This window comes from Pseudothermotoga sp. U03pept (assembly GCF_051235805.1).
Taxonomy (GTDB): domain Bacteria; phylum Thermotogota; class Thermotogae; order Thermotogales; family DSM-5069; genus Pseudothermotoga_B.
Window position 1 is genome coordinate 485,537 of sequence record NZ_JBPNXV010000001.1, and the last position, 23,839, is coordinate 509,375.

The window sequence follows — 23,839 nt, forward strand, 5'->3', positions numbered from 1 at the left end:
TCGCGCCCATATTTCATTTGCCTAATGAATTCCAGAATTTGTCTAAAATGGCTTGTTCAGTCTGCGCCGCTTCTTTGAAGGACTGTTCAGGTGATATTCCCTTCAACCAGACTCTGTCGACCGCATCCATCATGACCTGCCTTTGTGCTGTTTCATCCACGAACATGGTTGCGTGTGCATATTCAAGTCCTTTAAGGAACGGACCGTATATTGGATCGTTGTAGTACTTTTGAGCGACGGCTGGATTTGCTGGCAGTTCTCCAACTTTCTCGAGCCAGAGCTCCATCACCTTTTCGCTTGAAAGGAATTTTAGGAACTTGATCGCAGCATCCAATTTTTCTCCTGTACAGTTTTTCGTGATTCCATTAGCCCAGAAAGAAGCAAAATTCGATTTAATCCCGTTGTATTCAGGCAGTTCAGCAACACCGAAGTTTATACCTGCCTTCTTGAGTGCTGCGATTCTGAAAGATCCATCGATGTTCATTGCTGCAGCCTGTGATGTAAAGGCAGTTATATCATCGTTCATGAAGCCAGGGTACCCAACTTTGTGAACGGTTATCAGATCTGTGTAAAATTTCAGAGCTCCCGGTACATCTTGATAGGTCACCTTTGTGTAATCTTCGTTGTAAGGTGCGCCACCAAACTGTCTGGTTAGTACCTCTCTTATCCAGTGGTGTCCCTGTCCAGATGGTTGGGTTGCCATACCAGCTTGAACTATGTTCCCTTGTTTGTCGTACTTTGTGAGCTTCTTTGCCATCTCTACCAGTTCTTGCAAGGTTCTCGGTGGTCTTTCCGGATCAAGCTTCGCTTCTTTGAAGAGATCTTTGTTCCAGAACAGCGCCAGACTTCGCACAGCTATTGGCAGCGCATAACGCTTACCCATGAACTCGACACCTTTTGCGACAAACGCGAAGAAGTTTTTGTTCAGATACTCTTCAGAAAATTCACTTTCAGGCAGAGGTTGTAGATAACCTGATGTAACGTATTTCGGTATCCACCCATAGTACAGATTGACAATATCAGGTCCTGTTCCAGCGGGAACAGATGCCGCTACCTTCTCGTTGAAGGATTCGTAGGGAAAGGTTACATGCTCGACTTCAATGTCTGGATAGAGTTTTTGAAATTCTTTGATGATCTCGTCGATAGCCTTTACCTTTGTCTCAAAATAATACTGCCAATAGACGATTTTTACCTTACCAAAAGTCATTACCGATAGGAGTAATAAGACTGTCAGAAAAACCATCAAATACCTCTTCATAAAGCCACCTCCTTAAGGTTAGAAGATTTTTGAATTACACAAAGATTGAGGTGTGTCTCATCACCTCCTTGGAAACCAAGCTTTCCTACCATTCTCAGTACTCAAAGGCAAAAGCACTCTAAGCGCTTTCGGGCTGAAATGATCTGGATGTTCAACAACAAGCACCGGTTAGTTAAGCGAGTTTACTAATATAGATAGTAGCTAAGATATGAGAGAATGTCAAATCTATTCTACACCCTCTGTGGACCGCAAGAACTAAAAAGTGGGCTTAAATACTCACAATGTGTAGGAAAGTACGCAGATTTCTATTTTTCTTCTGCTTTCTCGGTCTATCTCGATCTTTCAAGGTAGACAACGCTCAGTTAACATCAATGATGAATCTTGACTGAGTAGATTGCCTTCTTCAACAGCAACCTGATTCACCTTTCATCTGAAGAATCTGGTTGCTTTCACCGAGTATTGCCACCTTGGGACCCTTGTACTCACTATCTTCAAAGAGACCGAAGCTCATTATTATAACCTTGTCACCTTTTTCAACGAGCCTTGCAGCGGCGCCATTCAGTGCAATCGTTCCGCTCTTTGGCTTACCCGTGATCACGTAAGTTTCAAATCTTTCACCGTTGTTCACATCTGCAACCAGTACCTGTTCGTTTTCTTTCAGATCAACGGCTTTCATGAGCTCTTCATCTATCTCTATACTACCTTCATAGGCAATGTTCTTGTCTGTCACCGTTGCCATATGTAACTTCGATTTGAGCATTATACGCATCACATCAATCCCTCCGATTCTTATTATATCAGTGGATAGATCATTAGAAAGATTTGTTTGCGTCTGCTAAATTATTTCTTCATCAGTTTTTATCTGAAAGTGTGATTTCATTCATCTTTTATGTGTTGATCGAGCAATCTTTTGTGATAAAATAATACTGGTGTGGTCAGAGCCCTGGAGAAAGCCACATCCCTTTTGGGGTGTGGCTTTTTTCTTTGGAGGTGTTTGAATGAAAGTTGTCGTGATCGGTGCAGGAGTTGTTGGCAGCTTAGCCGCAAGAGAGCTGAGCAAATACGATCTTGATCTAACCATAATTGAGAAAAACCTCGACATAGGTTGGGGAGTCACTAAGGCAAACTCAGCAATACTGCATGCAGGCTACGATGATCCAATTGGATCAGCACGTGCCATGTTCTGTGCAAGAGGTAACGAGCTGTACACTCAACTCTCTGAGGAACTCGATTTTGAAATAAAGAGGATTGGTTCATATGTCATCGCTTTAAACAACGAGGAATCAAAAACTGTAGAGGAACTTTACAGACAGGGATTGATGAACAAAGTACCTGGTTTAGAGATTCACGATAGAAAAACTTTGCTTGAGAAAGAACCCAATCTCAACAGAGATGTGATTTGTGGTCTCTGGGCACCCACAGCGGGTATAACAGAGCCTTGGATGGTTGCGATAGCCGCTGTAGAAAATGCCTTAGCTAACGGGACAAAACTCGTCTTGAACGAAGAAGTTATAGGTTTTGAAAAGAACAATAACAAGATCACTAAGGTGATCACTAACAAGAATTCATACGAAGCAGATCTGGTTGTTAATGCAGCTGGTCTTTTTGCAGACAAGATAGCAATACTTGCCGGTGCAGAGTATGTACCTCTACATCCACGCCGTGGTGAGTACATACTCTTGGACAAAAAAGTCGGTTCAACTGTTAGCTCAGTTATCTTTCCAACGCCGACTAAGACATCAAAAGGAATACTCGTTTTGCCCACGATAGACGGTGGTTTGCTGCTTGGTCCAACGGCTGTTGATTTACCAGCCGAGATGAAAGAGGATTTCCAAACGACACAGGAAGGTTTAGAACAAATAAAGAATTTCACAAGAAATCTCGTCCCTTCGCTCGATCTTTCTCAGACCGTTAAGACCTTCTGTGGTTTAAGACCTGAGAGTCCCCAGAAAGATTTCTTCATCGGTGCAAGCAAAGAAGTGAAGAATTTTGTGAACCTAATGGCGATGAGATCACCAGGACTGACAGCAGCACCAGCGATCGCTCAGCATCTTGTTGAAAACATTATTCAAGAAGAACTCAGATTTCAGTTGACAACCAAAAGGAATTTCAATCCATTCAGGAAGGGTATAAAGAAGATGGTTGAGCTGTCGTTGCAAGAGTGGCAGGAAATCGTGAAGAAAGATCCTGCCGCTGGCAGACTGATCTGTTACTGCAACGAAGTAACAGAGGCAGAGATAATCGAGGCTATAAGAAGAGGTGCGAGGACACTCGACGGTGTCAAGTTCAGAACAAGGGCGATGTTTGGTCGGTGTCAAGGAGGTTTTTGTTCGATAAAGATCATGAGGATCTTAGAGAGGGAACTTGGCAAAGACATGTCTGAGGTTGTTCTCAAATCACCTGGAAGTTGGATCGTTGATGGGAAGGTGAGAGAATGAAAACCGATGTCCTTGTAATAGGTGCTGGTGCCGCTGGAATGGCTGCAGCCTTGAGCGCGGCGAAGAGTGGAGTAAAGGTTACCCTTGTTGATAGAGATGAAAGAACCGGTGGGATTCTCAATCAGTGCATACACAACGGTTTCGGGCTTCATTATTTCAAGCAAGAATTGACCGGTCCTGAATACGCGGAGAGGTTCTCGACGTTACTCAGTAATTTTGAAATAGATCTTTTGACTGATTGTCATGTTCATAAGGTAAATCCAGACAAAAGAGCCATATTGGTTTCTCCAAAGGGTGTCTTTGAACTTGAAACGAAGGCTGTTGTTTACACTGCTGGTGCGAGAGAAAGACCTTTTGGAGCTCTTATGATTCCTGGAGATAGACCTTCTGGGATCTTCACAGCTGGTGTTGCTCAAAAGTACATGAACATAGAGAACAGACTTATTGGAAAAAGGGCTTTGATACTTGGTTCTGGCGATATTGGTATGATCATGGCGCGGAGGCTAACGCTCGAGGGTGTCGAGGTTGTTGCAGTGGTAGAAAGGCTACCTTATTCAGGCGGACTTTTGAGAAATGTGATTCAGTGTCTTGAAGACTACAACATACCTTTGTACCTCTCGAGCACAGTTGTCGAAGTGAGAGGGAAAGATAGACTTGAAGAAGTTGTTGTAGCACAGGTAGATCAAAATTACAAACCGGTGCCTGGTACTGAGAAGATCTTCAAAGTTGACACACTCGTTCTTTCAGTCGGTTTGATACCGCAGGTTGAGTTGCTCCAAGGTCTGGTTGAATTTGATCCTGTTTCAAAGGGTGTTTCCTCTTCCAACATAGGACAGAGCTCTAACGAGTGGATTTTCTCTGCAGGTAACTGTAATGTTATCTACGATCTTGTTGATTACGTAACAATGGAAGGTGAAAAAGCTGGAAAATATGCGGCCTTATATGCTAAAGGCGAGAGTTTTGATAAAGGCACACCTATAGAAACAGGAGAAAACGTTGGCATAGTTTTCCCAAGAAGATATGTAACTGGAGAAGATTTAGTTTTATATCTGAGGAGTAAAAAACCAATGGAAAAGGCAACTTTGATCGTGAATGGTTTCGAAAAGAAATTTGAGGACGTTATGCCGAGCGAGATGATCAGAGTTAAGATACCACAAGGTAAGTTAACAGCTGCCCAGAAAATAACAGTTTCGCTCAAGGAGGAATGAAGATGGACAGAGTCGTCTGCGTGCAATGTCCTGTTGGATGCAAGATAAGATTCGAATTGGTAGATGGGAAGATAGCCAAAGTTGAGGGAAATAGATGCCCAAGAGGGCTTTCTTATCTTGAAGATGAACTGAGAGAACCAAAAAGGGTTGTACCAACGAGTGTGAAGGTTGTCGGAGGAAAGTACGAACTTGTTTCAGTCAAGACATCTGCACCCATACCAAAGAAATACATTCCACAGTTGATGAAAAAACTCAAGGAAATAAAAATAAACGCCCCCGTAAGGGTCGGGGACGTCATTCTAAATAATGTCTTCGACACCGGCGTTGATGTTGTTGCAACGAGAACGGTTCTAAAAGACTCAAATTGCAATGCTCCAAAGTGATTCTTGGCTGGTCGAGACGGCAGTTGCCCCTTTGTCCAGCGCCTCTCTGATTTGACCGATCGTCTTGACCAGTCCACCTGTGATGAGTGGTATCCCTGTTTCGTCCTTGATCTGTTTTATGAGATCGGGCAAGAGACCTGGCAAAACTTCCACATAGTCAGGACTGTGCGACTTTGCTTGCTGGATGCCAGTGACAAGTGATTGCGAGTCGATCAGAAAGATCCTCTGAATTGGAACCAAATTGATCTTTTTTGCGTAGCTCACCAGGTTACCCTTAGTTGTTATGACGCCATCTGCCTTGAGTTGTACTTTCAAAAATTTGAGTGCCGCTTCGTCTTTTCCAAGACCTTTGACCAAGTCGATGTGCACGAAAACATACTTACCACTGCTGTGAAAAAGTTGTATGACTTGGCTCAGTTCCATGATATCTCCCGTGAGCAAGAAAACAGAACTCGCTTTGCTCGTCAGAGCCCTTTGTATCTGAGAATCTTCCCTTATTGCCGGAACTATTGGAAAGACAAAGTAGTTCGTCATTCTTCCACCCACTTGGTGGCTCTCTTGACAGCTCTTTTCCAACCTGAGTACAGTTTCTCCCTTTCGTCCTGGTTCATCTTTGGTTCGAATCTCCTATCGATCTGCCACTGTCTTTTGATCTCTTCATGATCTTTCCAATACCCGGTTGCAAGCCCTGCAAGGTACGCTGCACCGAGTGCCGTGGTCTCGTTCACCTCAGGTCTTTCGACAGGTACTCCCAAGATATCTGATTGAAACTGCATCAAAAAGTTGTTCACAGATGCACCGCCGTCGACTCTGAGTGAACGGAGCTTTATCTTTGACTCACTCGACATGACGTCTACGACATCCCTGGTTTGATAAGCTATGGCTTCAAGGGTTGCTCTCACTATGTGTTCTTTCAAAGTGCCTCTTGTTATGCCAACGATCGTTCCACGTGCGTACATATCCCAGTAAGGCGCTCCAAGTCCTACGAAGGCTGGCACGAAATACACACCGTTGGAGTCAGGTACACTCGAAGCGAGGTATTCCGTGTCAGAGGCTTTCTCAATCAGCTTTATGCCATCTCTGAGCCACTGGACTGCTGCACCTGCAACGAAGACACTACCTTCAAGTGCGTAACAGACCTTCTTTTCTTTCAAACCCCAAGCAATGGTCGTCAAAAGCCCCGAATGGGAGTCTATAGGCTTTTCTCCTGTGTTCATGAGTATGAAGCAACCTGTGCCATAGGTATTCTTCACCATACCTGGCTCACAGCACACTTGTCCAAATAATGCAGCTTGTTGATCACCTGCATCGCCAGAGATTGGGATCTTTTTTCCAAAGATTTCTTCGGCTGTGTAGCCATAGACAAAACTCGATGGTTTCACTTCGGGAAGCACAGCCTTTGGTATGTCAAAGAGTTCAAGCAGTTCTTCATCCCAGCTCAACGTGTGTATGTTGAAAAGCATCGTTCTCGATGCATTCGAGTAATCTGTCACGTGAACCTTTCCGCCCGTTAAATTCCATATGAGCCAGGTATCAACGTTACCGAAGAGCAGTTCACCCTTTTTTGCCTTCTCTCTTGCTCCTTCTACGTTGTCCAAAAGCCATTTCAACTTGGTGGCTGAGAAGTAAGCATCGATAACAAGACCTGTCTTTTCCTTTATCTTTTGAGCATAGCCTTTGTTCTTGAGCTCATCACAGATATTTGCAGTCCTCCTGCACTGCCAGACTATTGCGTTGTGAACAGGTTTAGTTGTCTTTCTGTCCCACAGTATCGTTGTTTCTCTCTGGTTGGTAACTCCTATTGCAGCGATCTGTTCTGGTTCTATTCCTGCGTTTCTCAGAGCTTTTCTTGCAACACTTATCTGTGATTCAAGGATATCCATTGGATCATGTTCCACCCATCCAGCTCTTGGGTATATTTGGGGAAATTCTTGATTTACCATGTGAACGACTTTGCCGTTATGATCAAAAATTATAGCCCTTGAACTGGTCGTCCCTTGATCGAGTGCAAGAAGATACCTCCCAGCCACCTTCAATACCTCCTTATGCGACAAATTGTATCGCTTGGCCTGCTACGATGTACCAAGTTACAAACAATGCATTGACAAAGGCTCCTACATATATGCTACCAGTTCTGCGATAGAAAAAGGAAGAAACAGTTCCCACAACGGCAGTCAAAAAGACAAATTGATATGCAACTATGCCGAGTAATGACTGTGTTGGGAAAAAGAGTGTCTGAGTTGAGAAAAGTTTTCCAACTTGAAGCATCACGAGTATGGATATACCAAGACAGTTTGCAAGAGCTGAGCTGATCATCCATATTGCTGTTGTTTGCGCCTCGTTCTTTAACTCTATCGCTTTGAGCTGTCCGTTGAGCACGAGCGCGTTCACAAACGCAAACAAGGCAAATGGAGGCAAGAATTTTATGAATATCCAAAATCTTGCTATATCCATTGGTTTCAGAGCCAGAACCCACCATCTGAAATCTACTTTGAAAGCCCACTGAACTATTGAAAGAACAATATGAGTTGCAAAAACAACACAAACTGCGAGTGCAAATGCCTTCCACAACTGTTTTAGAGAAAATCTGGGTTTTTCAGAGTTTGTTGCAAGTCCATAAGTTACGAGATTTCCGCCAATTCTGCGGTGGTAGACAAAGTGCCAGACGATGAACAAACCAATTGCAATGAGAGAGTTGAAGGCTGCCCATCTGGCAAAGCCTATCGTTAAACTCTGTGGCCAGAATGCGTTTGGTACAGGGGTCTTTCCTCCAGGTTGTTGAAACTTGAAAAAGGTGAAGGCTGGGATCGCTGTCACCAATGCAAAGCCAATCAGCCATACGATGATGCTCAAAGGCTTGGTTGTTTTTTGAAAACCAGCGGGTTTTCCTTTCAAACTGGAAAAGTAACCACTGTTCAGCAAATAATATCCATAGCTGAGCATGAAGATGATACCGCCTATGAGTGCTAAGAGAGTTCCAAATTCTTTCCATTGCCAGATTTGATTGTTGGGATCGATGAACTTGGGTGGAGTTATCGACTCTTGCAGGAACTCTATTGCGTAGCCGATTGCTTCCTTCGACAGGTGATCTCCTGGGTGTGTACAGTTCGGGATGTAGAGTTTTCTGGCTGTTTCGTTTTCGAAAGAACCATAGAGTTTCTTTGGAATCACGTCCTCGTCGGTACCAAAGGCTGTCTTCAGCTTCTGCGTTTTAACTATGTCCGATGGAATTTCCACTCCCCACATGAGTCTGCTGAACTCATCGTATTTGCTAAAAACGACTGCAAAGTTGAACGGTGTTTCAGCAGTGACCTTCGGTGAACCGTAGGTTTCAGATGATGAACCTTCCAGAATTACTGTTCTCACAAGATCAGGATACTTTCCTGCAGCACTTAAAACAGACCAACCACCCATTGAGTGCCCTTCAACAGCTATGTTCTTTTTATCGACAAACGGTAAACTTGCCAGATAGAGCAATCCATCTGCCGCACCGCGAGCTGGATTTGCAAGGCCACCTTTGATTTGTTCGGAGTAGCCGTGACCAGCCATATCCATTGCCATCACAACATAACCTCGCCTGGCAAATTCGATGTTGAAACCGCTTTGTGTTTCCCTTGAGTTGATGTAACCGTGCATCGTCAGAACAGCAGGAGCTGGTTTCTCTGCACTGACACCTTTTGGAACAAAGAGCAATGCACTGAGAACTTTCCCGTCACTACTTGCGATTCTCAGTTCTTTGACTTGAACCCTTCCGAAGTCAGTTTGTACCAAGAACGCAATCAGAGCGCCGATGAAAACAATGAGTAGTGAGAAGATAACCCAGCTGAGACTCTTCCGCATAGATACACCTCCCTCGCATTCTGCAAAAATAAAGGACCATACCTCATACAAAGATATGGTCCTCTCCTATTCTCCACCATACCAAAAGATTTATGCGCATATTCGCTTTCCGAATGAATTATACCATTGTTTCAGTCCATGTCAACAGATCATTTGTGTGACGAACAACCTATCTGCACGATTGGTGTAAAATAAATATAAAATAGAGGGTGGGAGGTGTCAGAATGAAAGTACGTTACCTTGGTCATTCGGCGGTGCTCATACAGCTCAAGGAAAAGAATCTGATAATCGACCCATTCATAAGCGAAAACCCTTGCTGTCCTGTTAAGTTGGAAGATCTACCAAGAATACATTATATCTTAGTCACGCATGGTCATGCAGATCATCTTGGAGACACGATAAAGATTGCAAAGAGTGATAAAGCTACGGTTATTGCAAATTACGAACTTTGCAGCTACATATCCAGACATGGAATTCAAACTCATCCGATGCACATTGGAGGAAGGTATGTCTTTGAGTTTGGAGCTGTTAAGTTGACACCAGCTCTGCATGGTTCGAGCTTGATCGAAAAAGATCTTCCTGTTTATGCAGGTAATCCCTGTGGTTTCTTGATCGAAGCTGAAGGCAAGAAAGTCTATCACGCTGGAGACACGGGTTTGACAAAAGATATGGAATTACTGCAGAAAGAAAGGGTAGATCTTGCATTCATCCCGATAGGCGGCAACTTCGTCATGGATCTCTGGGATGCTGTAGAGGCTGTTAAGATGATACAACCAAAATTGGTCGTACCAATACACTTCGACACTTGGGAAGTGATCAAATCAGATCCAGAGAAATTCAAAGAAGAGGTAGAAAAGCTCCAAGTAAGCTGTCAGATAATGAGACCTGGAGAAACAATCGAACTGTGAGGCGAGTCATATGCGCGTGCTCATCTTTTTGTTGCTCTTCTTTGGAGTGAGTCTTTTGGCTGGCATGATCTATTACACACCCGTTGAGTTTGTTTTTCCTGAGAATCTGTATCAAGCAGTAGGCACCAAGTCTGCCAGTTTTCAATATATAGTTCTTTCAAAGTCAGAGCAAATAGTTCTTATTCTGAAAGGTTGGTTGTTTTCACCGATCCAAGTCGGAGACGTTGAACCATTCAAGGTGAGGATCGTTGGTTCGGGTATAAACTATGAAGTTGACTTACCGGCAAAGAAAAGCGGCATCTACACATACATGATGCAACATCTCTTTGTTCTTCCAAAAGAGATCACGAAGATCTTGGTGAATGGGTTCGAAATTAAGCTGACGGCTCTCAGTTACACTGTTAAAACAACCCATGGTGATGATTCGATCTCTCTGACCCTGTTGAATGAAGATGGCAAGCCAACGGCTGTTTTCAAACCGGGCGAGAAGATTTTGGTGAAGATCTCTGCCGGCATGAGAAAAACAGGTGGTTATAAGGTTGTTGTAGACTCGGTAGATATACTTGGAAGAGTTCTTCAGATTAAGGCACACCTTGTCTCTCCGTCTGCTTCCACACCAGTAACGCAGGCAATAACCTACCCAGCTGTACTCGTTGAGATTAATGAAGCCTTTGAACCAGGAAAGTACCAAGTGATATGTACACTCTTTGATAATGATGATATAAACCTGTTGGCAGAATTCGAGGTTTTTTGATCGCTATTGAAACACACGCTAAAAACTTTCGATATATTGTTAGTGTAGAGTTTTTAGTCGAAGAGGCGATGAATTGTGCAGGTCTACGGACTGAGTTTTCTCGATGGAATGATCTTTCAGAAGAAGGAATTGTATGAACTTTTTCTTTCTGTTCAGGAAATTGATTTTGGCAAGAAGGTGGATGCCCGGCTTTGTGGTGATACGCAAACAGTAGAGGCTTTCAGGATCAGTTCAGCAGGTATGAAAGTTTTTGGTGGTATCTACATCTTCAACGAGAACACTCTTGTAGGTTTTCTCTCACAGAAGAGTGGACAGGTAAGAATTGAAAAAGAAGAAGATGAGTATGTTGGGTACATTGATCTTTACGAAAGAGATTCAGAGTGTGTTGACCTTGATTCTTTTGTTGTTTTGAAGGGTCAGTCCGAACAGTTTCTGGTCGAAAACTATTTGAGGCTTGTTGGTTTGGAAAACAAAGTGAAGGTTGTCTCTGAGCCATTTGCGGGAGTTTATGTAGATCTGAATAAAGCAGATCAAATTGATAAGGAAAGGTCTCTGGTTGTAGTTTTGAAAGATCAACAGATGGCAGAAAGCTTCTTGGAGATTTGTAGAAGGAAAGGTCTTGTACCAGGTATTGCAATTTCATATGACTTACAAGAACTTCAAAGACTTCGAAAGATGGGCTTTGAATTCTTTGTGGTCTCTTTTGAAAGAGACTGCAGATCTTTAGTCGAACAGGTTAGAAAGAACTTGGGAGGGTCTGTCCTTGTTGCAAAAGGCTTGTCGATTCTCAGCGCGGCTGGACTGGTTGATGGCTTGATTGTTGAGAAACCTGCTGAGCTCAGAGAGTTTGTCACTTACAGTTCAATTTGCCGTGCCGTGCGTCCTTATGTGGAGTTGCTCACCTTTGATGAGAAGCTTCTAAAGCTCTGTGGTGCTTTGAAGATCGGTGTGATCTTCGATGGAAACTTTGAAAAAGTCGATTATGCAAGGTTTTCTTCGATAAAGAGAATCTCTGAGAACGCCTTTGAGATCTTTTATCTTGACAGAGACAACATCTACAGAAAACTGATTTTGAGCAACGAATTACTTGAAGTTGAATCTGAACCAACAGTTCGCCTTGTGAAGAAGGTCAAGATTCGTGAAGACGGAAGATCTTTCAGTTTCTACAGTGAAGGGTGATAAAGTTGCTTGAACTCAGATACAATCCGTTGACCGATGAATGGATAATAGTTTCAGCGGAAACTCAAAAAAGACCTGTACAGCCTTCTCAGCAGAGTTGTCCGATCTGTGTTGGAGGGATCGAACTGCCTGAAGATTACGATCTTGTCAGCTTTGAAAACAGATTCCCTGCGCTCAAGAAAGAACCTCCAAAGATCGCTGAAGAGGATGATTTTTTTCAGAAAGCGAGATCCTTCGGAGTTTGTGAAGTTGTAGTCTACACCAAGGATCACGATACAGCCTTACCGGGTATGCCGATCAGACAGATCGAAAAATTGATCGAAATGTGGATAGATAGGACCGTTGAACTCTCAAAACACGACTTTGTAAAGTACATCTTCATATTCGAGAACAGAGGAAAGGAAGTTGGTGCAAGTTTACCTCATCCACATGGTCAGATATACGCCTTTCCATTTCTTCCAAAGAGAATCTTGGCAAAGATTGAGGCGATGAAAAACTGGTACAAAGAAAAAAATCACTGTCTCATATGCGAAATCGTTGAGAAAGAACTGCAAAAACAACAGAGGATTGTTTACGAAACGGATTCCTTTTTAGTACTTGTACCATTCTATGCGCGTTTTCCATTCGAGGTACACGTCTATCCGAAGCGTCACGTTACGGCTCTGTTTGAATTTTCTGCAAAAGAAAGAACCGAGTTTGCACAGGTTTTGAAGGTCATTACCTCGAAATACGACAAGCTCTTTGATCAAGAGTTTCCATACATGATGATGTTCTTCCAAAAACCTTTCAATATCCCTGCAGATGATGAATTGTTTCATTTTCATGTTGAGTTCAATCCACCGAAAAGAGATAAAGACAAAATCAAATGGATGGCGAGTGTCGAGACAGGTACGTGGACCTTCATAAACCCTGTTGTACCCGAGCAAGCTGCAAAGATGTTGAGAGAAATCGAAGTGGAGGGGTTCGATGCCTAAATTCAGAGCACCAGGTAGAGTGAACATCATCGGTGAACACACAGATTACAACGATGGGTTCGTCCTTCCCTTTGCCATCGACAAGTATGTGGAAGTTGAGATCAATCGAAGTAGTCAATATGTCTTCACCTCTGAAAAGATGAAAGAACAAGTTAGACTGCAGAAGTATGAGAGACTTGGCAAATGGACAGATTACCTAATGGGAGTGATATGGGCTTTAGAGAAACTGGGTTACAAAACTGAGCCCGTTGAGGTCAATGTTTCTTCAAATCTTCCTATAGGGGCTGGTCTTTCAAGCTCAGCAGCCTTAGAGATAGCACTGGCTTACGGTCTGAATGAAGTGTTCAATTTGAAGTTGGACAAAATGAAATTAGTCGAAGTGGGCGTGAAGGCTGAGAGAGAGTTTGTTGGGGTCAGATGCGGAGTGATGGATCAGTTCACGGCAGTCTTTGGAAAGAAGGATCACGCCATCTTCTTGGATACTTCAACATTGAATTATGAGTACGTACCGTTGGAATTGAAAGATTTCGAATTGGCTTTGGTCGATTCCAACACAAAACACGAACTTTCTTCATCTGAATACAACAAAAGGCGTGAGGAATGCGAAGCAGTTCTGAATAAACTTGGCAAAGGCTCTTTCAGGCAGGTTACATATGAAGATCTCCCGAAACTTGATGATGTCCTCCGTAGGAGGGCACGACATGTACTTGATGAAAACAAGCGTGTCTCTCTTGCCGTCAGAGCGCTGAAAAGGTCGGAATTTGCTTTGCTCGGGTCTTTGCTCTTTGAATCACATGTGAGTTTGAGAGATCTGTATGAAGTATCTTGTGATGAAACAGATTTTATAGTTGGTTTCTTGAAAGGAGAACTCGGAATACTCGGGGCGAGGATGGTCGGTGGAGGATTTGGTGGGAGCATCTTGGTGCTCGCCAGAAAGGGTTATTTGGGGGGTGTCTTCGAAAGGCTTGAAGAAAGTTATCTGAGGAACTTCAAGAAAAGACCTTCATTGATAAGAATTCAAAGCAACGATGGCGTACACATGGTGATGTGAATGAGAAAGACCTCTTCAGACTGGTTGAAAAACGAGATAATCAGATACATCGTGAGAATGGGGCTCAGACCACAAGACAGACTTCCATCAGAGAGAGAGTTTGCTCAAATCTTTCAGGTGAGTCGAACAACCGTTCGAGAGGCGATCAAGAAGTTGGAAGAAAGAGGTGTAGTGAAGGTCGATGCGCCAAAGGGGATTTTTGTGGCAAGTGATCTACACGAGCTTTCCTTTGATGTTTCCTTGTCAGTGAAATTCACACCATCACGAGATTTCATAATCGATCTTTTGAGAGTCAGAGGAGTTATGGAAGAATTAGCAGTGGAGTTAACTATTAAAAACTCTTCGCAAGAAGAACTTATGGCTCTTGCAAATACCCTGAAAGATTTGAATTTGATAGATCCAGACGAGGATATGACCTTTCATAAGAAGTTTTTTGAGTTGTCTGGCAACACGGTTTTGTTGAATTTTTTTGAGGCTTTCTACGATCTCTTGAGTGCGATATGGCATCCACCTTTCGTAGAAAGAACCTTTGGTAGGGCGAGTCTGCCCTACCATGTAAAGTTGCTCGATGCCATTGTACAGAAGGATGTTTCCAAAGCAAGATCTTTGGTGAGAATGATAATCGAGACAGATATCAAAGTTTTGCTTTCTTCATAGCCTCAAAAGCCCTCTGTAAATCTTCGATGAGCAATTCAGGATCTTCTAAACCAATGTGAAGTCTCACGATTTTGTTTTTCTCTGTAAGTCCATCTCTGTTTGTTGCAGCATATGGTATGACAAGGCTCTCGTATCCTCCCCAGCTCACAGCTCTTCTGAAGATTCTGAATGCATTGGTGAAGGCTACTATCTGCTGTAAACTTTGTGCTTTGAGCTTTATGCTGAATAGCCCACTTCCACCCTTCATCTGTTTTTTGGCAAGCTCGTACTGTGGATGTTTGGCGTAAAACGGATAGTATATCTCATCTACCTGGGGAACTGTCTGAAGGTATTCGATGACCTTCAGAGTGTTTTCCATATGTTTTTTCATTCTCACGTGGATCGTGCGAAGCCCACGCAGTAACAGCCAAGATTCGAATGGCCCTATGGTAGCACCTATGTTCATAAATTCCGTGTTGAAGATGTGTCTTATATCTTCACTTTTTCCAACCACAACACCTGCGACTACATCGCTGTGTCCACCTATATACTTGCTCGCTGAGTGAACGACGATATCTACACCCAGCTCAATAGGATTTTGATAGAGTGGAGTTGCCCAAGTGTTGTCGATTACAGTTTTAATTCTGTTTTCTTTTGCGAATTTTGTTATAGCTGAGAGGTCTTGTAGTTGAAAGGTAAAGGTCGTGGGACTCTCGAGAAAGAAAAGTTTCGTGTTAGGCTTGGTGTTTCTTGTGAAGTCTTCCAGGTTTGTTCCTTCAACAAACGTGACTTCAACTTCAAATCTTTTCAAGTACTGTGAAAAGAGTTTGTTTGTCCATCCGTAGGCATCTTTCACGCAAATCACGTGGTCACCACTCTTCAAAAAAGCCATCGTTGCTGCACTAACAGCAGCTATGCCAGAAGCAAACAACTTTGCATCTTCAGCTTTTTCGAGTGCGGCGATCTTCTTTTCTACCACTTCTGCTGTTGGGTTTTTTCCTCTGCTGTAAAGGTGTGCTTCGAATTCATTGAGCAGTGAGTTTTGAAATTCTTCAAAGCTCTTGAAAGAAAAGATTGATGTTTCATATATTGGAACACTAACCGGGTTGTAAGAAAAACCTTCTTCTCCATAGCTGTGAAGTATTTCGGTGATGTTCATTACTCTTCCTCCTCTCATTCTTTGACAGCACCTTGCGTCAATCCTTGAACTATGTACTTCTGAGCAAAGGCGAAGATCAACATGGCTGGCAGCAGAGCGATCAAGACACCTGCAGCCATGGCACCCCAATCTATATCAGCCTTTCCAACAAAGGAATTGAGTCCAACGGGAATGGTCTTTCTCGACTCGCTGTTCAACAGCATGATCGCCAAGAACAACTCGTTCCAGCAATTGACGAAAGCGAAGCAGAAGGTTGCAGCGAGTCCAGGTGCTGTGACAGGAAAAACGACCTTGAAGAGCATCTGTAATTTCCTACAACCGTCTATCAAAGCTGCTTCTTCTATACTCTCTGGTATCCTCTCAAAAAAACCTTTCATCATAATCGATGAAAACGGCACCATTATTCCGGTGTAAAGGAATACCAAAACAAGCAATTTGTCAACAAGTCCAAGAGGACCAAACATTACATATATCGAAGACATCAGCATAAATCCTGGGATAATCTGTGTTATGAACAGAAGAAAAAAGAACAGCCTGTTGCCAGAAAATCTTTTCCTGGCGAGTACATATCCACTGAATGATGCGACTATGAGGGCTAAAAGGGCAGACAGCAAAGAGACAAATACACTGTTCATTGTGTACTTAGTGAAATTCAAAGACTTCAAAAGATACCTGTAGTTTTCAAAGGTCACGTGTTTAGGCCAATAAGTAATGGGATAGGTGTACATCTCCGTTGGTCCCTTGAGAGAAGTTACTAAGGTCCAATAGAGTGGAAAGAGTGCACAGATCAAAAAAAGACTCAGAGCCAAAAATCTAAGCGTAGTGAGTAATTTCTTCATCAAAAACCACCTTCGCTGCGGTTGACCTTCAGATAGATGTATGCGTATGTTACTAATATGAGCATTATGATGACACCTATTGCAGAGGCAACTCCGTAGTTATACTCGTTATAGACTTTACTGATCAAGAGCGTTGAAAGAATATGAGAACTGCCAGCAGGTCCACCGTTTGTCATCGAAAAGATTATGTCGGGAAAGTTCACAATCCATATGAATCTAATCAATGTTGTGTTTATTATCACCGGTTTTACATATGGGATCGTTATATTGGCAAACTGCTTGAAGGCGTTTGCCCCATCGATCTTCGCAGCTTCGTAGAGTTCCTGTGGGACAGATTGAAGTGCAGCGAGTAACATGATGGCAAAAAATGGCACTCCATACCATATATTGGCAACAATGGCAGAATAAAGTGCATAATTTGGATCTGAAAGAAAGGCAATTCTTTCTTTTATCAATCCAGCTTTAAGAAGAAGGTCATTTATCACGCCGGCAGAACCATGAAACATCCACCGCCATTGTAGACCTATTACGAAACCAGAAACAGCCCATGGATAGAAAACCAGTGCTGTGTATATACCTCTGCCCCTGAATGGTTTTCTCAGCAGCAGCGCCAATGAGAAACCGAGGGTGAACTGTAAGGTCAAGGACAACAGAACCCAAATCAAAGTGTTCTTCAAAGCCTGAATGAACACCGAATCACTGAAGGCATCAGAGAAGTTCTTAAAGCCAATGAACTTCTTAGTCAAGAAATACATGTTGTAATCTTGAAATGCCATAAAAACCGATCTAACTGCCGGCAAGAAGATGACAAGTGAGATGAACAAAAAGCTTGGCAAAATCATGAAGAAAATGAATTTTCTATCTTTAACCATGAGATTCTTCTCTCCTCAAAAAGCAGGGGCTAACGCCCCTGCATGGCTCATTTGGTTATGTTATATTCCTTTTTCCAAAAGTCAGCCCATTCTTTCACCGCTTGATTCAAATCTTTCTTGCCAAGGATTATGTTCTGTATATCGTTCTTGTGTTTTTCAGCATACGCTGGGAAGCCAGACATGTGTACGGGTCTTTCGTAGAAAACGTACTTATCTGGATTGGTGAGCTCTTCATACCATGCTTTGTAAGGACCAGTCGAGTAGTAAGGATCTGCGAAAGCAGATTTGCAATTTGGGATTGTACCGTTGAGTTGAGAGAATCTTGCATTCACTTCAGGTGAAGAGAGGAATTTGATCAATTCCCAAGCCTCGTTCTTATACTTTGAGTAAGAGGCTATACCCCAACCTGCGTTTCCGTAGTCCAAATAGACCTTTCCGTGGGGACCGACTGGCATAGGTGCAACACCGTAAAGATTTGGATCACCAAGTCTTCTTTCAACTATTGGAACTGTGTCTGGGTCTTGAATCAAGAAAGGTGTCATGCCAGAGACAAATCCGTTGACCTGTTCTGCCCAACCCCAGTTCAAAGAATCTTTCGGTGAGCAGTCATTGTAAAGTTTTATCCACATCTTCAATCCTTCTACTGCACCGGGTGTGTCATGGTATGGCACACCGTCTGTTGTAAGATAACCTCTGTCGGCCCTTGGATCGATGTTTGGAACATAGGACATTATGACGATCTCAGAGAAAGAATGTTCACTCGCGCCACCACGGAAAGCAAAACCGTACTTTCCTTCGGCTGGATTGGTGAGTTTCTTTGCGTACTCGTACAACTCTTGCATCGTTTGTGGTACAGGTATGTTGTTCTTCTCAAGAATGTCCTTTCTGTAGAACAAAGCCTTGATGAAGAATCCGTAAGGAATGTAATAAGTCTTGCCTTCAACTTTTGTTGCTGCAGTTTTGGTAAGATCGAGAAGATCGTTCCAACCATCCCACTGCTTGACGAACTCATTGAGATCGAGCAAGTTTTTGTTGTTCACATGGATTGCAAGAAAGTTGTCTCGCACTTCAAAGACATCAACCTTCTGCTTCGTGTTAAGCATCATGATAAGCTTTTGATCAGAACTTTCGTACGGTGGAGAGATCAGTTCCACCTTGATGCCAGGGTGTGTGGCTTCGAATTCATCGAGCAATTGCCTGAGCAGTTCGGTGCGAGCAGGACTTGTGATTGTCTCGACCATCGTAAGAGTGATTGCCCCAAAGATCGTTGCACCCACTAAGATTGAGAAAAGTACAACAGAAAGCCGCCTCATGGTTTCACCTCCCGAGTTTGGTACTATGATCATACCACGATACCGTGACTGTGTCAAATTTGTACCGAAAGTCTTAATCTTGAAAGATTCACAGAGAACTGAGATTACCAGAGACAACAAGATGATTGATGGAGAAATTGTTGAAAGTACTTTGATGAATGATCATTTGCTCGACATTTTCAAGGCACAACGCAGTTTTCACCGACAAAAAGTGTGAATCTTCCAATGTGATGGATTCTACCCTACATTCCTTTGCTGCTCTTACCACAATGCCACATTCCGCGTTGACACACTTGAAGTGCTTCACGTTGATCTTTCTTATGATCGGTGGATGATCACCAACTTCGTTGTCATACAGTGAATCTATGATCACTGCTTCTTGTGAGAGATTCACAGCTACGTTGTCGATGAAGAATATGTTCTCTATTATTCCCCCTCTTGTTGTGTTGGTTTTGATTCTCAAGGCTCTTTCAGGGTTGATGAGAAGATTCCCATAAGCCAGAACATTTCTAACACCACCGGACATCTCGCTACCTATTACGATACCACCATGGCTGTCCTTGCTTTGTACAAGGTTGTGTCTTATGAGAATGTACTCAGAGGGTATGTTTATCCTTCTACCATCTTCGTTTTTTCCAGATTTTATAGCTATTGAATCGTCACCAGTATCGAAGCGGCAGTTTTCTATCAACACGTAACTGCACGATTCTGGATTAATTCCATCGTTGTTGGGTCCTCGGCTTTGAATCGTGACGTTTCTGACAATCACATTCTTGCACATCACTGGATGTATGCACCACATTGGTGAGCGTACTACTGTGATTCCTTCTATCATTACATTCCTGCAGTTGTAAAATTGTATGAAGCTTGGTCTTAAGTAATGCCCCGGTCCAAAGATTCTGTCTTTCACTGGGATTTGTTCTCTTGCCATACGATGCAACAACTTCACGTCGGCTGACTGTTCGGGCAGACCCTCACGCCAACCAAATTCCACTTTTCCCTTGTAAAACCACCAATGATTGTTGTCAGATTGCCCATCGAGTGTGCCTTCACCAGTTATCGCTATGTTTTCTTGATCATTTGCATATATCATGGGTGAGTAGTTGTACAGCTCCATGCCCTCAAATCTTGTCAGAACCACTGGCAGATATCTATCTGGATCTTGAATGAACCTTATTATTGCACCACTTTGTAGGTGAAGTTCAATGTTGCTTTTGATATGTATTGGACCTGTAAGATATTCTCCAGCTGGTATCACAATTCTTCCTCCACCAAGGTCCGATACAACCTTGATTAATCTTTTGAAGACGTCGGTGCAATCACTTTTGCCGTCTGCAATAGCGCCAAACTCTGTGAGAAGAAACTCTCTTTTTGGTATCGTAGGTCGAGATACTCCCTGCAGAATCATTCTTTCAAGATCCATGAAGTTCACCTCCTAACAGCAAATTAACGCTGATCATCTGACTGAAAAACCAATTTACAGTTGTGATTTTACAATGAAGCTACAAATTGCATTTCCTTATAGAGTGGTCACGAATGGTTGGACTTGAACACTGATAAACTGTACCACACAGCTTCAAGTTCAAACGATGAAAATGCTGTACAGTTTGATGAACTTGAGTCCACACCTGCAGAGAAAAGGAGCTTGCTTGGAATATTTGCAGATGACTAAGATCTTCGAATTATATCAAGATACAGTGATTGTGTGCAGAATTTCGATCACTTCATGCAGTCTATGAAAGGACAACGCGTCTGTTTGTAGATCTTTGTTGTTGAAAGAACTACAAAGAGAAAACTCAGTGATTCTTCTGAAGTGGCAAAAAGTTTTATGTCATAGCGAAATACTCATTCAGATGATCATGTAGTTTTTTCAACTTGTCTTTAAGGCTAATTGTCTTTCTGGATGATACTTATTTCGTTTTTTTGTGTGGGTGTAAAGATTCACAACCTTGGTTGAAATCTATGGTGAAATTTGATAAAATTTTTTTAGTTCACCATTTCATGAGGGAGGTGTTTCTATGAAGCGTTGGTTTGTTACATTCTTGATTGCACTTCTTGCTGCTTCAAGTATGGGGGCTATCAAACTTGTTGTCTGGTGCGGTGGCGGAACGGAAAGGGAAGGTATTCAGGCCGCCATAACTGAGTATAAGAAACTGAATCCTGATGTTGATTTTGAACTTGTTGACGTACCGTATGCTCAATATGAACAAAAGGTCAGACTTGGTATTATGAGTGGCGACCTTCCCGATCTTGTGACGATAACCTACCCGTACGCCCCTGGCTATATGCAGTACATGATTGATCTTACTCAGTATGTGCAGAAATATCTTGGAACGACTCCTGAGCAGTTCAAGAATGCCATGTATGATGTCGTAAGAGTACGTGTTACTGAGGGAGACGCAGTCAGATACGTTCCGTTGCATTTCACGATGCAGTGTCTGTGGGTGAATGTTGACTATTTTAAGAAAGCTGGCATTGCTTATCCACCGTTTGGAGGTAGAGCTGATCCATGGACTTGGGCTGAGTTCATTGATGTTCTCAAGAAGGTTAAGCAAGCCAACAATATTCCATACGCCATGTCGATGCAACGCACCGCCGAGAGATTGTTCAATTATCTTGGCATCAGAGGAGTAAAGATCCTTGACGAGAATCTGGACTTCACACTCGACAAAGATCCGAAGGCAAAGCAGATGCTTGCAGAATTTGTTGATCTCTTCAAACAAAATCTCATGGTGCCAGCAGAGTGGATATCCAACCAAGATCCAAACATGGCTTTCACCGGAGGGTTGACTGCGGTACTCTGGGCTGGAAGTTGGAGCACGCTGGATCTTCTCAAAGCTGGAAAGAATTTTGCTCCTGCCTACTTGCCCAAGGATGCAGAGTGGTTAAGCTTAGAGGGCGGAAGATTCTTCGGTGCATTCAAGACAGGCAAGAAGGACAGAGAAGAAGCCGCAGCGAAGTTTGCACTCTGGCTCGGATGGAAAGGACTCGGTTATGACATCTACCTGCAGAAGACTTATCACATGTCAGCCTACAAAGAACATATGGTTAAGTATGATAATGCAATAATGGATTTGGTTCAAGCCGTTTGTGGAAGGCTCGCAGAAGTCACACCAGAATGGGTTGTAACGATCAGAAATTCCACGCTTTACTCTAACATGCAAACAGCGATTCAAAACCAAGCTTCCGCAGCCATTGCCGGTCAGATCAGCGTTGATGAGATGATAAAGAACCTCAGAAAAGAGTACGACAGGCTGCTTTCGGAGCTCGGTAGCAAGAAATGACCAAGGGGGCTGGCTGACAGTCCCCTTTGTTATTTAATGGAGGAGGAGAACTTTGAAGAATCTTGTAAAAAGTAGATTCATCTTTGTTCTGCCAGCACTTGTTTTCCTCTTGATCTTCATTTTGATCCCTATCGTCAGTATCTTTACGATGAGTTTTTACAACTGGAACTTGCTGACACCTCCAAAATTTGTGGGTTGGAACAACTTCAAATTGATGATGACCGATAAATGGTTCTGGAATTCCATATGGGTTTCGATAAAGTTGCTCATTCTAACGGTTCCGATGACTTTCTTCATCCCAATGGCTCTCGCCGTTGCTCTTTATAAAGAGACAAAATCTTCAAAGACTCTCAGAGCATTCTTCTACTGGCCTTACATGATGCCTGCCGTGGCAGGAACCACTATGTGGAAATGGCTTTTGTCTTACGATCTTGGGTTGTTCAACCACATTCTCAAATCTGTGGGAATGAGCCCTGTGGGCTGGTTGTTGAAACCTTTGCCGGCTTTGTTCGCAGTAGCTATTCTCAGAACCTGGGCAATGACAGGGCTTCTGATGATGATGTTCATCACTGGTCTTCAAAATGTATCTGAAGAGTATCACGAAGCGGCAAAAATCGATGGAGCAAATAGATGGCAGATCTTTTGGTATGTAACATTTCCGCTTCTGAAAAACACGAATTTGCTTGTTCTGACAACTGCCATAGCGCACGTATTCAGAGATTTTGCGGGTATCTATGTGCTGACCGGTGGTGGACCGGGATATTCAACTATGGTGACTCCGTTGTACATATACAACAGTGCTTTTACACAATTTAGGATTGGGTACGCCTATTCAATGTCGACGGTGTTCTTGCTCATATCTTTCGTGATTGCAATCTTTACTCTGAGGGTACGCGAAGCCAAGTGATCTGAGGAGGTTATTCAATGGCGAAAGTCATAAAATGGATTTTTCTCATCACAGCACTTGTTTTTTACATGTTGCCTGTCTATTATTCGATAGCCTCTTCTTTCAAAAGTTTGCAAGAGGTGTACAGTTATCCCCCCACTGTCTTTCCAAAGTCTCCCACACTCCAAGGTTATCAAGAGGCAATCAAAAATCAGGAGCTCTTAACATATCTTCGAAACACACTTTTCGTATCGTTGGTTGCTACATTAATCACCACAATGGTGTGTGTAATGGCAGGGTATGGTCTGGCAAAGGGAACATTTCTTGGCAGATTCGCTCTCAACAGATTGGTAGTGATGACTTTGTTCATCAGCGCCCAAGTGATAATGGTACCTTTGTTTGTCATAATAAGGAGACTTGGATTGATCAACAATCTCTGGGGTCTTATTCTGCCAGCCGTTTATACACCAACAGGCATGTTCACAGCAATACAGTACATGAAGGATATCCCAGACGAAATGCTTGAGAGTGCAAAAATCGATGGAGCTAACGAATGGCAGATCTTCTGGAAGATCGTCATGCCGCTTTCGCAACCTTTGGTCGCTGCACTTGCCATATTTTCCTTCACCTGGCGATGGAATGATTTTGTGCTGCCGTTACTCGTTGTCAACAGGAGAAGTCTTTACACACTGCAGCTTGCATTAGCGGTAATTCAAGGCGAATATGGTGGCGTTTCATGGAATACAATACTTGCCTTTTCCACTCTTACAATAATTCCTACACTGGTTATCTTTCTACTCTTCCAGCGATTCTTCATGAGGGGCATCATGGCTGGTGGATTGAAATACTGAGGTTCG

Annotated in this window: 22 protein-coding genes; 12 read left to right on the plus strand and 10 right to left on the minus strand. The window is 43.0% G+C overall.

The features are described 5' to 3' along the window. Positions 1–13 precede the first annotated feature (13 nt). Positions 14–1,258 carry an extracellular solute-binding protein gene (locus tag ACSFC1_RS02435; protein WP_435564536.1) on the minus strand — a complete coding sequence of 415 codons (1,245 nt, stop codon included), beginning with the start codon at positions 1,256–1,258 and terminating at the stop codon, positions 14–16. 403 nt (positions 1,259–1,661) lie between these two features. Beyond that, positions 1,662–2,030 carry an aspartate 1-decarboxylase gene (gene panD / locus ACSFC1_RS02440; protein WP_435564537.1) on the minus strand — a complete coding sequence of 123 codons (369 nt, stop codon included), beginning with the start codon at positions 2,028–2,030 and terminating at the stop codon, positions 1,662–1,664. Between the two features lie 226 nt (positions 2,031–2,256). Here panD and ACSFC1_RS02445 point away from each other — a divergent pair, with 226 nt between their 5' ends. From ACSFC1_RS02445 to ACSFC1_RS02455, 3 genes are read left to right on the plus strand one after another with little or no spacing between them, the layout of a single operon-like run. Then, the gene (locus tag ACSFC1_RS02445; RefSeq protein ID WP_435564538.1) at positions 2,257–3,696 is read left to right on the plus strand and encodes an NAD(P)/FAD-dependent oxidoreductase; all 1,440 of its coding nucleotides are present in this window, start codon (positions 2,257–2,259) and stop codon (positions 3,694–3,696) included. Further along, a complete protein-coding gene (locus ACSFC1_RS02450; RefSeq protein WP_435564539.1) occupies positions 3,693–4,904 on the plus strand; it encodes an NAD(P)/FAD-dependent oxidoreductase in 1,212 nt (403 codons plus the stop codon). Before ACSFC1_RS02445 ends, ACSFC1_RS02450 begins: the two co-directional genes overlap by 4 nt. A 2-nt stretch (positions 4,905–4,906) precedes the next feature. Next, the gene (locus ACSFC1_RS02455) at positions 4,907–5,287 is read left to right on the plus strand and encodes a DUF1667 domain-containing protein (RefSeq protein WP_435564540.1); all 381 of its coding nucleotides are present in this window, start codon (positions 4,907–4,909) and stop codon (positions 5,285–5,287) included. On the opposite strand, the gene ACSFC1_RS02460 is transcribed toward ACSFC1_RS02455, so the two are convergent. The 3 genes from ACSFC1_RS02460 to ACSFC1_RS02470 are packed head-to-tail and all read right to left on the minus strand — an operon-like array spanning position 5,264 to position 9,127. After that, complete coding sequence (locus tag ACSFC1_RS02460) at positions 5,264–5,821, minus strand: glycerol-3-phosphate responsive antiterminator (protein WP_435564541.1); 558 nt, start codon at positions 5,819–5,821, stop codon at positions 5,264–5,266. The genes ACSFC1_RS02455 and ACSFC1_RS02460 overlap by 24 nt on opposite strands. Then, positions 5,818–7,317 (minus strand): glycerol kinase GlpK, encoded by a 1,500-nt coding sequence (gene glpK / locus ACSFC1_RS02465; RefSeq protein WP_435564542.1) that lies wholly within the window; start codon positions 7,315–7,317, stop codon positions 5,818–5,820. Before glpK ends, ACSFC1_RS02460 begins: the two co-directional genes overlap by 4 nt. 13 nt (positions 7,318–7,330) lie before the next feature. After that, positions 7,331–9,127: an alpha/beta hydrolase family protein gene (locus ACSFC1_RS02470; protein WP_435564543.1), complete on the minus strand. Its 1,797-nt coding sequence runs from the start codon at positions 9,125–9,127 to the stop codon at positions 7,331–7,333. Between the two features lie 224 nt (positions 9,128–9,351). Here ACSFC1_RS02470 and ACSFC1_RS02475 point away from each other — a divergent pair, with 224 nt between their 5' ends. The 6 genes from ACSFC1_RS02475 (at position 9,352) to ACSFC1_RS02500 (ending at position 14,650) form a co-directional block, all read left to right on the plus strand. Next, positions 9,352–10,035, plus strand: a complete 684-nt coding sequence (locus ACSFC1_RS02475; protein ID WP_435564544.1) for a metal-dependent hydrolase — start codon at positions 9,352–9,354, stop codon at positions 10,033–10,035. A 10-nt stretch (positions 10,036–10,045) separates the two neighbouring features. Further along, positions 10,046–10,789, plus strand: coding sequence for a protease complex subunit PrcB family protein (locus tag ACSFC1_RS02480; RefSeq protein ID WP_435564545.1), 744 nt, complete (start codon positions 10,046–10,048; stop codon positions 10,787–10,789). A 75-nt stretch (positions 10,790–10,864) separates the two neighbouring features. After that, complete coding sequence (locus ACSFC1_RS02485; RefSeq protein WP_435564546.1) at positions 10,865–11,968, plus strand: hypothetical protein; 1,104 nt, start codon at positions 10,865–10,867, stop codon at positions 11,966–11,968. A gap of 5 nt (positions 11,969–11,973) precedes the next feature. Then, positions 11,974–12,942, plus strand: a complete 969-nt coding sequence (gene galT, locus ACSFC1_RS02490) for a galactose-1-phosphate uridylyltransferase (RefSeq protein WP_435564547.1) — start codon at positions 11,974–11,976, stop codon at positions 12,940–12,942. Next, on the plus strand, positions 12,935–13,993 hold the full coding sequence (locus tag ACSFC1_RS02495) for a galactokinase (protein WP_435564548.1): 1,059 nt from the start codon (positions 12,935–12,937) through the stop codon (positions 13,991–13,993). Before galT ends, ACSFC1_RS02495 begins: the two co-directional genes overlap by 8 nt. Then, positions 13,994–14,650 (plus strand): FadR/GntR family transcriptional regulator, encoded by a 657-nt coding sequence (locus tag ACSFC1_RS02500; RefSeq protein WP_435564549.1) that lies wholly within the window; start codon positions 13,994–13,996, stop codon positions 14,648–14,650. It abuts the gene before it with no gap. Here the strand turns inward: ACSFC1_RS02500 and aar are convergent. The 5 genes from aar to ACSFC1_RS02525 form a co-directional block, all read right to left on the minus strand. Further along, complete coding sequence (gene aar, locus ACSFC1_RS02505; RefSeq protein ID WP_435564550.1) at positions 14,628–15,788, minus strand: bifunctional L-alanine/L-glutamate racemase; 1,161 nt, start codon at positions 15,786–15,788, stop codon at positions 14,628–14,630. The two genes, ACSFC1_RS02500 and aar, sit on opposite strands and share 23 nt — an antisense overlap. A 14-nt stretch (positions 15,789–15,802) precedes the next feature. Next, positions 15,803–16,627, minus strand: a complete 825-nt coding sequence (locus ACSFC1_RS02510; RefSeq protein WP_435564551.1) for a carbohydrate ABC transporter permease — start codon at positions 16,625–16,627, stop codon at positions 15,803–15,805. After that, positions 16,627–17,499: a carbohydrate ABC transporter permease gene (locus tag ACSFC1_RS02515; RefSeq protein ID WP_435564552.1), complete on the minus strand. Its 873-nt coding sequence runs from the start codon at positions 17,497–17,499 to the stop codon at positions 16,627–16,629. The genes ACSFC1_RS02510 and ACSFC1_RS02515 overlap by 1 nt, the downstream gene beginning before the upstream one ends. A 47-nt stretch (positions 17,500–17,546) precedes the next feature. Beyond that, positions 17,547–18,812, minus strand: a complete 1,266-nt coding sequence (locus tag ACSFC1_RS02520; protein ID WP_435564553.1) for an ABC transporter substrate-binding protein — start codon at positions 18,810–18,812, stop codon at positions 17,547–17,549. 88 nt (positions 18,813–18,900) lie between these two features. Further along, positions 18,901–20,235 (minus strand): glycoside hydrolase family 28 protein, encoded by a 1,335-nt coding sequence (locus tag ACSFC1_RS02525; protein WP_435564554.1) that lies wholly within the window; start codon positions 20,233–20,235, stop codon positions 18,901–18,903. 595 nt (positions 20,236–20,830) lie between these two features. Here ACSFC1_RS02525 and ACSFC1_RS02530 point away from each other — a divergent pair. Genes ACSFC1_RS02530 through ACSFC1_RS02540 form a run of 3 tightly spaced genes read left to right on the plus strand, consistent with a single transcriptional unit; the run spans position 20,831 to position 23,833 of the window. Continuing rightward, positions 20,831–22,096: an ABC transporter substrate-binding protein gene (locus ACSFC1_RS02530; RefSeq protein ID WP_435564555.1), complete on the plus strand. Its 1,266-nt coding sequence runs from the start codon at positions 20,831–20,833 to the stop codon at positions 22,094–22,096. 52 nt (positions 22,097–22,148) lie between these two features. Beyond that, a complete protein-coding gene (locus ACSFC1_RS02535) occupies positions 22,149–23,003 on the plus strand; it encodes a carbohydrate ABC transporter permease (protein ID WP_435564556.1) in 855 nt (284 codons plus the stop codon). A 17-nt stretch (positions 23,004–23,020) separates the two neighbouring features. Further along, on the plus strand, positions 23,021–23,833 hold the full coding sequence (locus ACSFC1_RS02540; protein ID WP_435564557.1) for a carbohydrate ABC transporter permease: 813 nt from the start codon (positions 23,021–23,023) through the stop codon (positions 23,831–23,833). Positions 23,834–23,839 lie beyond the last annotated feature (6 nt).

Bases quoted from the DNA above. Each gene is read 5' to 3' on its own strand.
- ACSFC1_RS02515 (WP_435564552.1), bottom strand. From the start codon at position 17,499: ATGGTTAAAGATAGAAAATTCATTTTCTTCATGATTTTGCCAAGCTTT.
- ACSFC1_RS02530 (WP_435564555.1), top strand. From the start codon at position 20,831: ATGAAGCGTTGGTTTGTTACATTCTTGATTGCACTTCTTGCTGCTTCA.
- ACSFC1_RS02540 (WP_435564557.1), top strand. From the start codon at position 23,021: ATGGCGAAAGTCATAAAATGGATTTTTCTCATCACAGCACTTGTTTTT.
- ACSFC1_RS02500 (WP_435564549.1), top strand. From the start codon at position 13,994: ATGAGAAAGACCTCTTCAGACTGGTTGAAAAACGAGATAATCAGATAC.
- ACSFC1_RS02450 (WP_435564539.1), top strand. From the start codon at position 3,693: ATGAAAACCGATGTCCTTGTAATAGGTGCTGGTGCCGCTGGAATGGCT.
- ACSFC1_RS02480 (WP_435564545.1), top strand. From the start codon at position 10,046: ATGCGCGTGCTCATCTTTTTGTTGCTCTTCTTTGGAGTGAGTCTTTTG.
- ACSFC1_RS02520 (WP_435564553.1), bottom strand. From the start codon at position 18,812: ATGAGGCGGCTTTCTGTTGTACTTTTCTCAATCTTAGTGGGTGCAACG.
- ACSFC1_RS02435 (WP_435564536.1), bottom strand. From the start codon at position 1,258: ATGAAGAGGTATTTGATGGTTTTTCTGACAGTCTTATTACTCCTATCG.
- ACSFC1_RS02525 (WP_435564554.1), bottom strand. From the start codon at position 20,235: ATGGATCTTGAAAGAATGATTCTGCAGGGAGTATCTCGACCTACGATA.
- ACSFC1_RS02495 (WP_435564548.1), top strand. From the start codon at position 12,935: ATGCCTAAATTCAGAGCACCAGGTAGAGTGAACATCATCGGTGAACAC.
- ACSFC1_RS02475 (WP_435564544.1), top strand. From the start codon at position 9,352: ATGAAAGTACGTTACCTTGGTCATTCGGCGGTGCTCATACAGCTCAAG.
- aar (WP_435564550.1), bottom strand. From the start codon at position 15,788: ATGAACATCACCGAAATACTTCACAGCTATGGAGAAGAAGGTTTTTCT.
- ACSFC1_RS02510 (WP_435564551.1), bottom strand. From the start codon at position 16,627: ATGAAGAAATTACTCACTACGCTTAGATTTTTGGCTCTGAGTCTTTTT.
- ACSFC1_RS02445 (WP_435564538.1), top strand. From the start codon at position 2,257: ATGAAAGTTGTCGTGATCGGTGCAGGAGTTGTTGGCAGCTTAGCCGCA.
- ACSFC1_RS02455 (WP_435564540.1), top strand. From the start codon at position 4,907: ATGGACAGAGTCGTCTGCGTGCAATGTCCTGTTGGATGCAAGATAAGA.
- ACSFC1_RS02470 (WP_435564543.1), bottom strand. From the start codon at position 9,127: ATGCGGAAGAGTCTCAGCTGGGTTATCTTCTCACTACTCATTGTTTTC.
- ACSFC1_RS02460 (WP_435564541.1), bottom strand. From the start codon at position 5,821: ATGACGAACTACTTTGTCTTTCCAATAGTTCCGGCAATAAGGGAAGAT.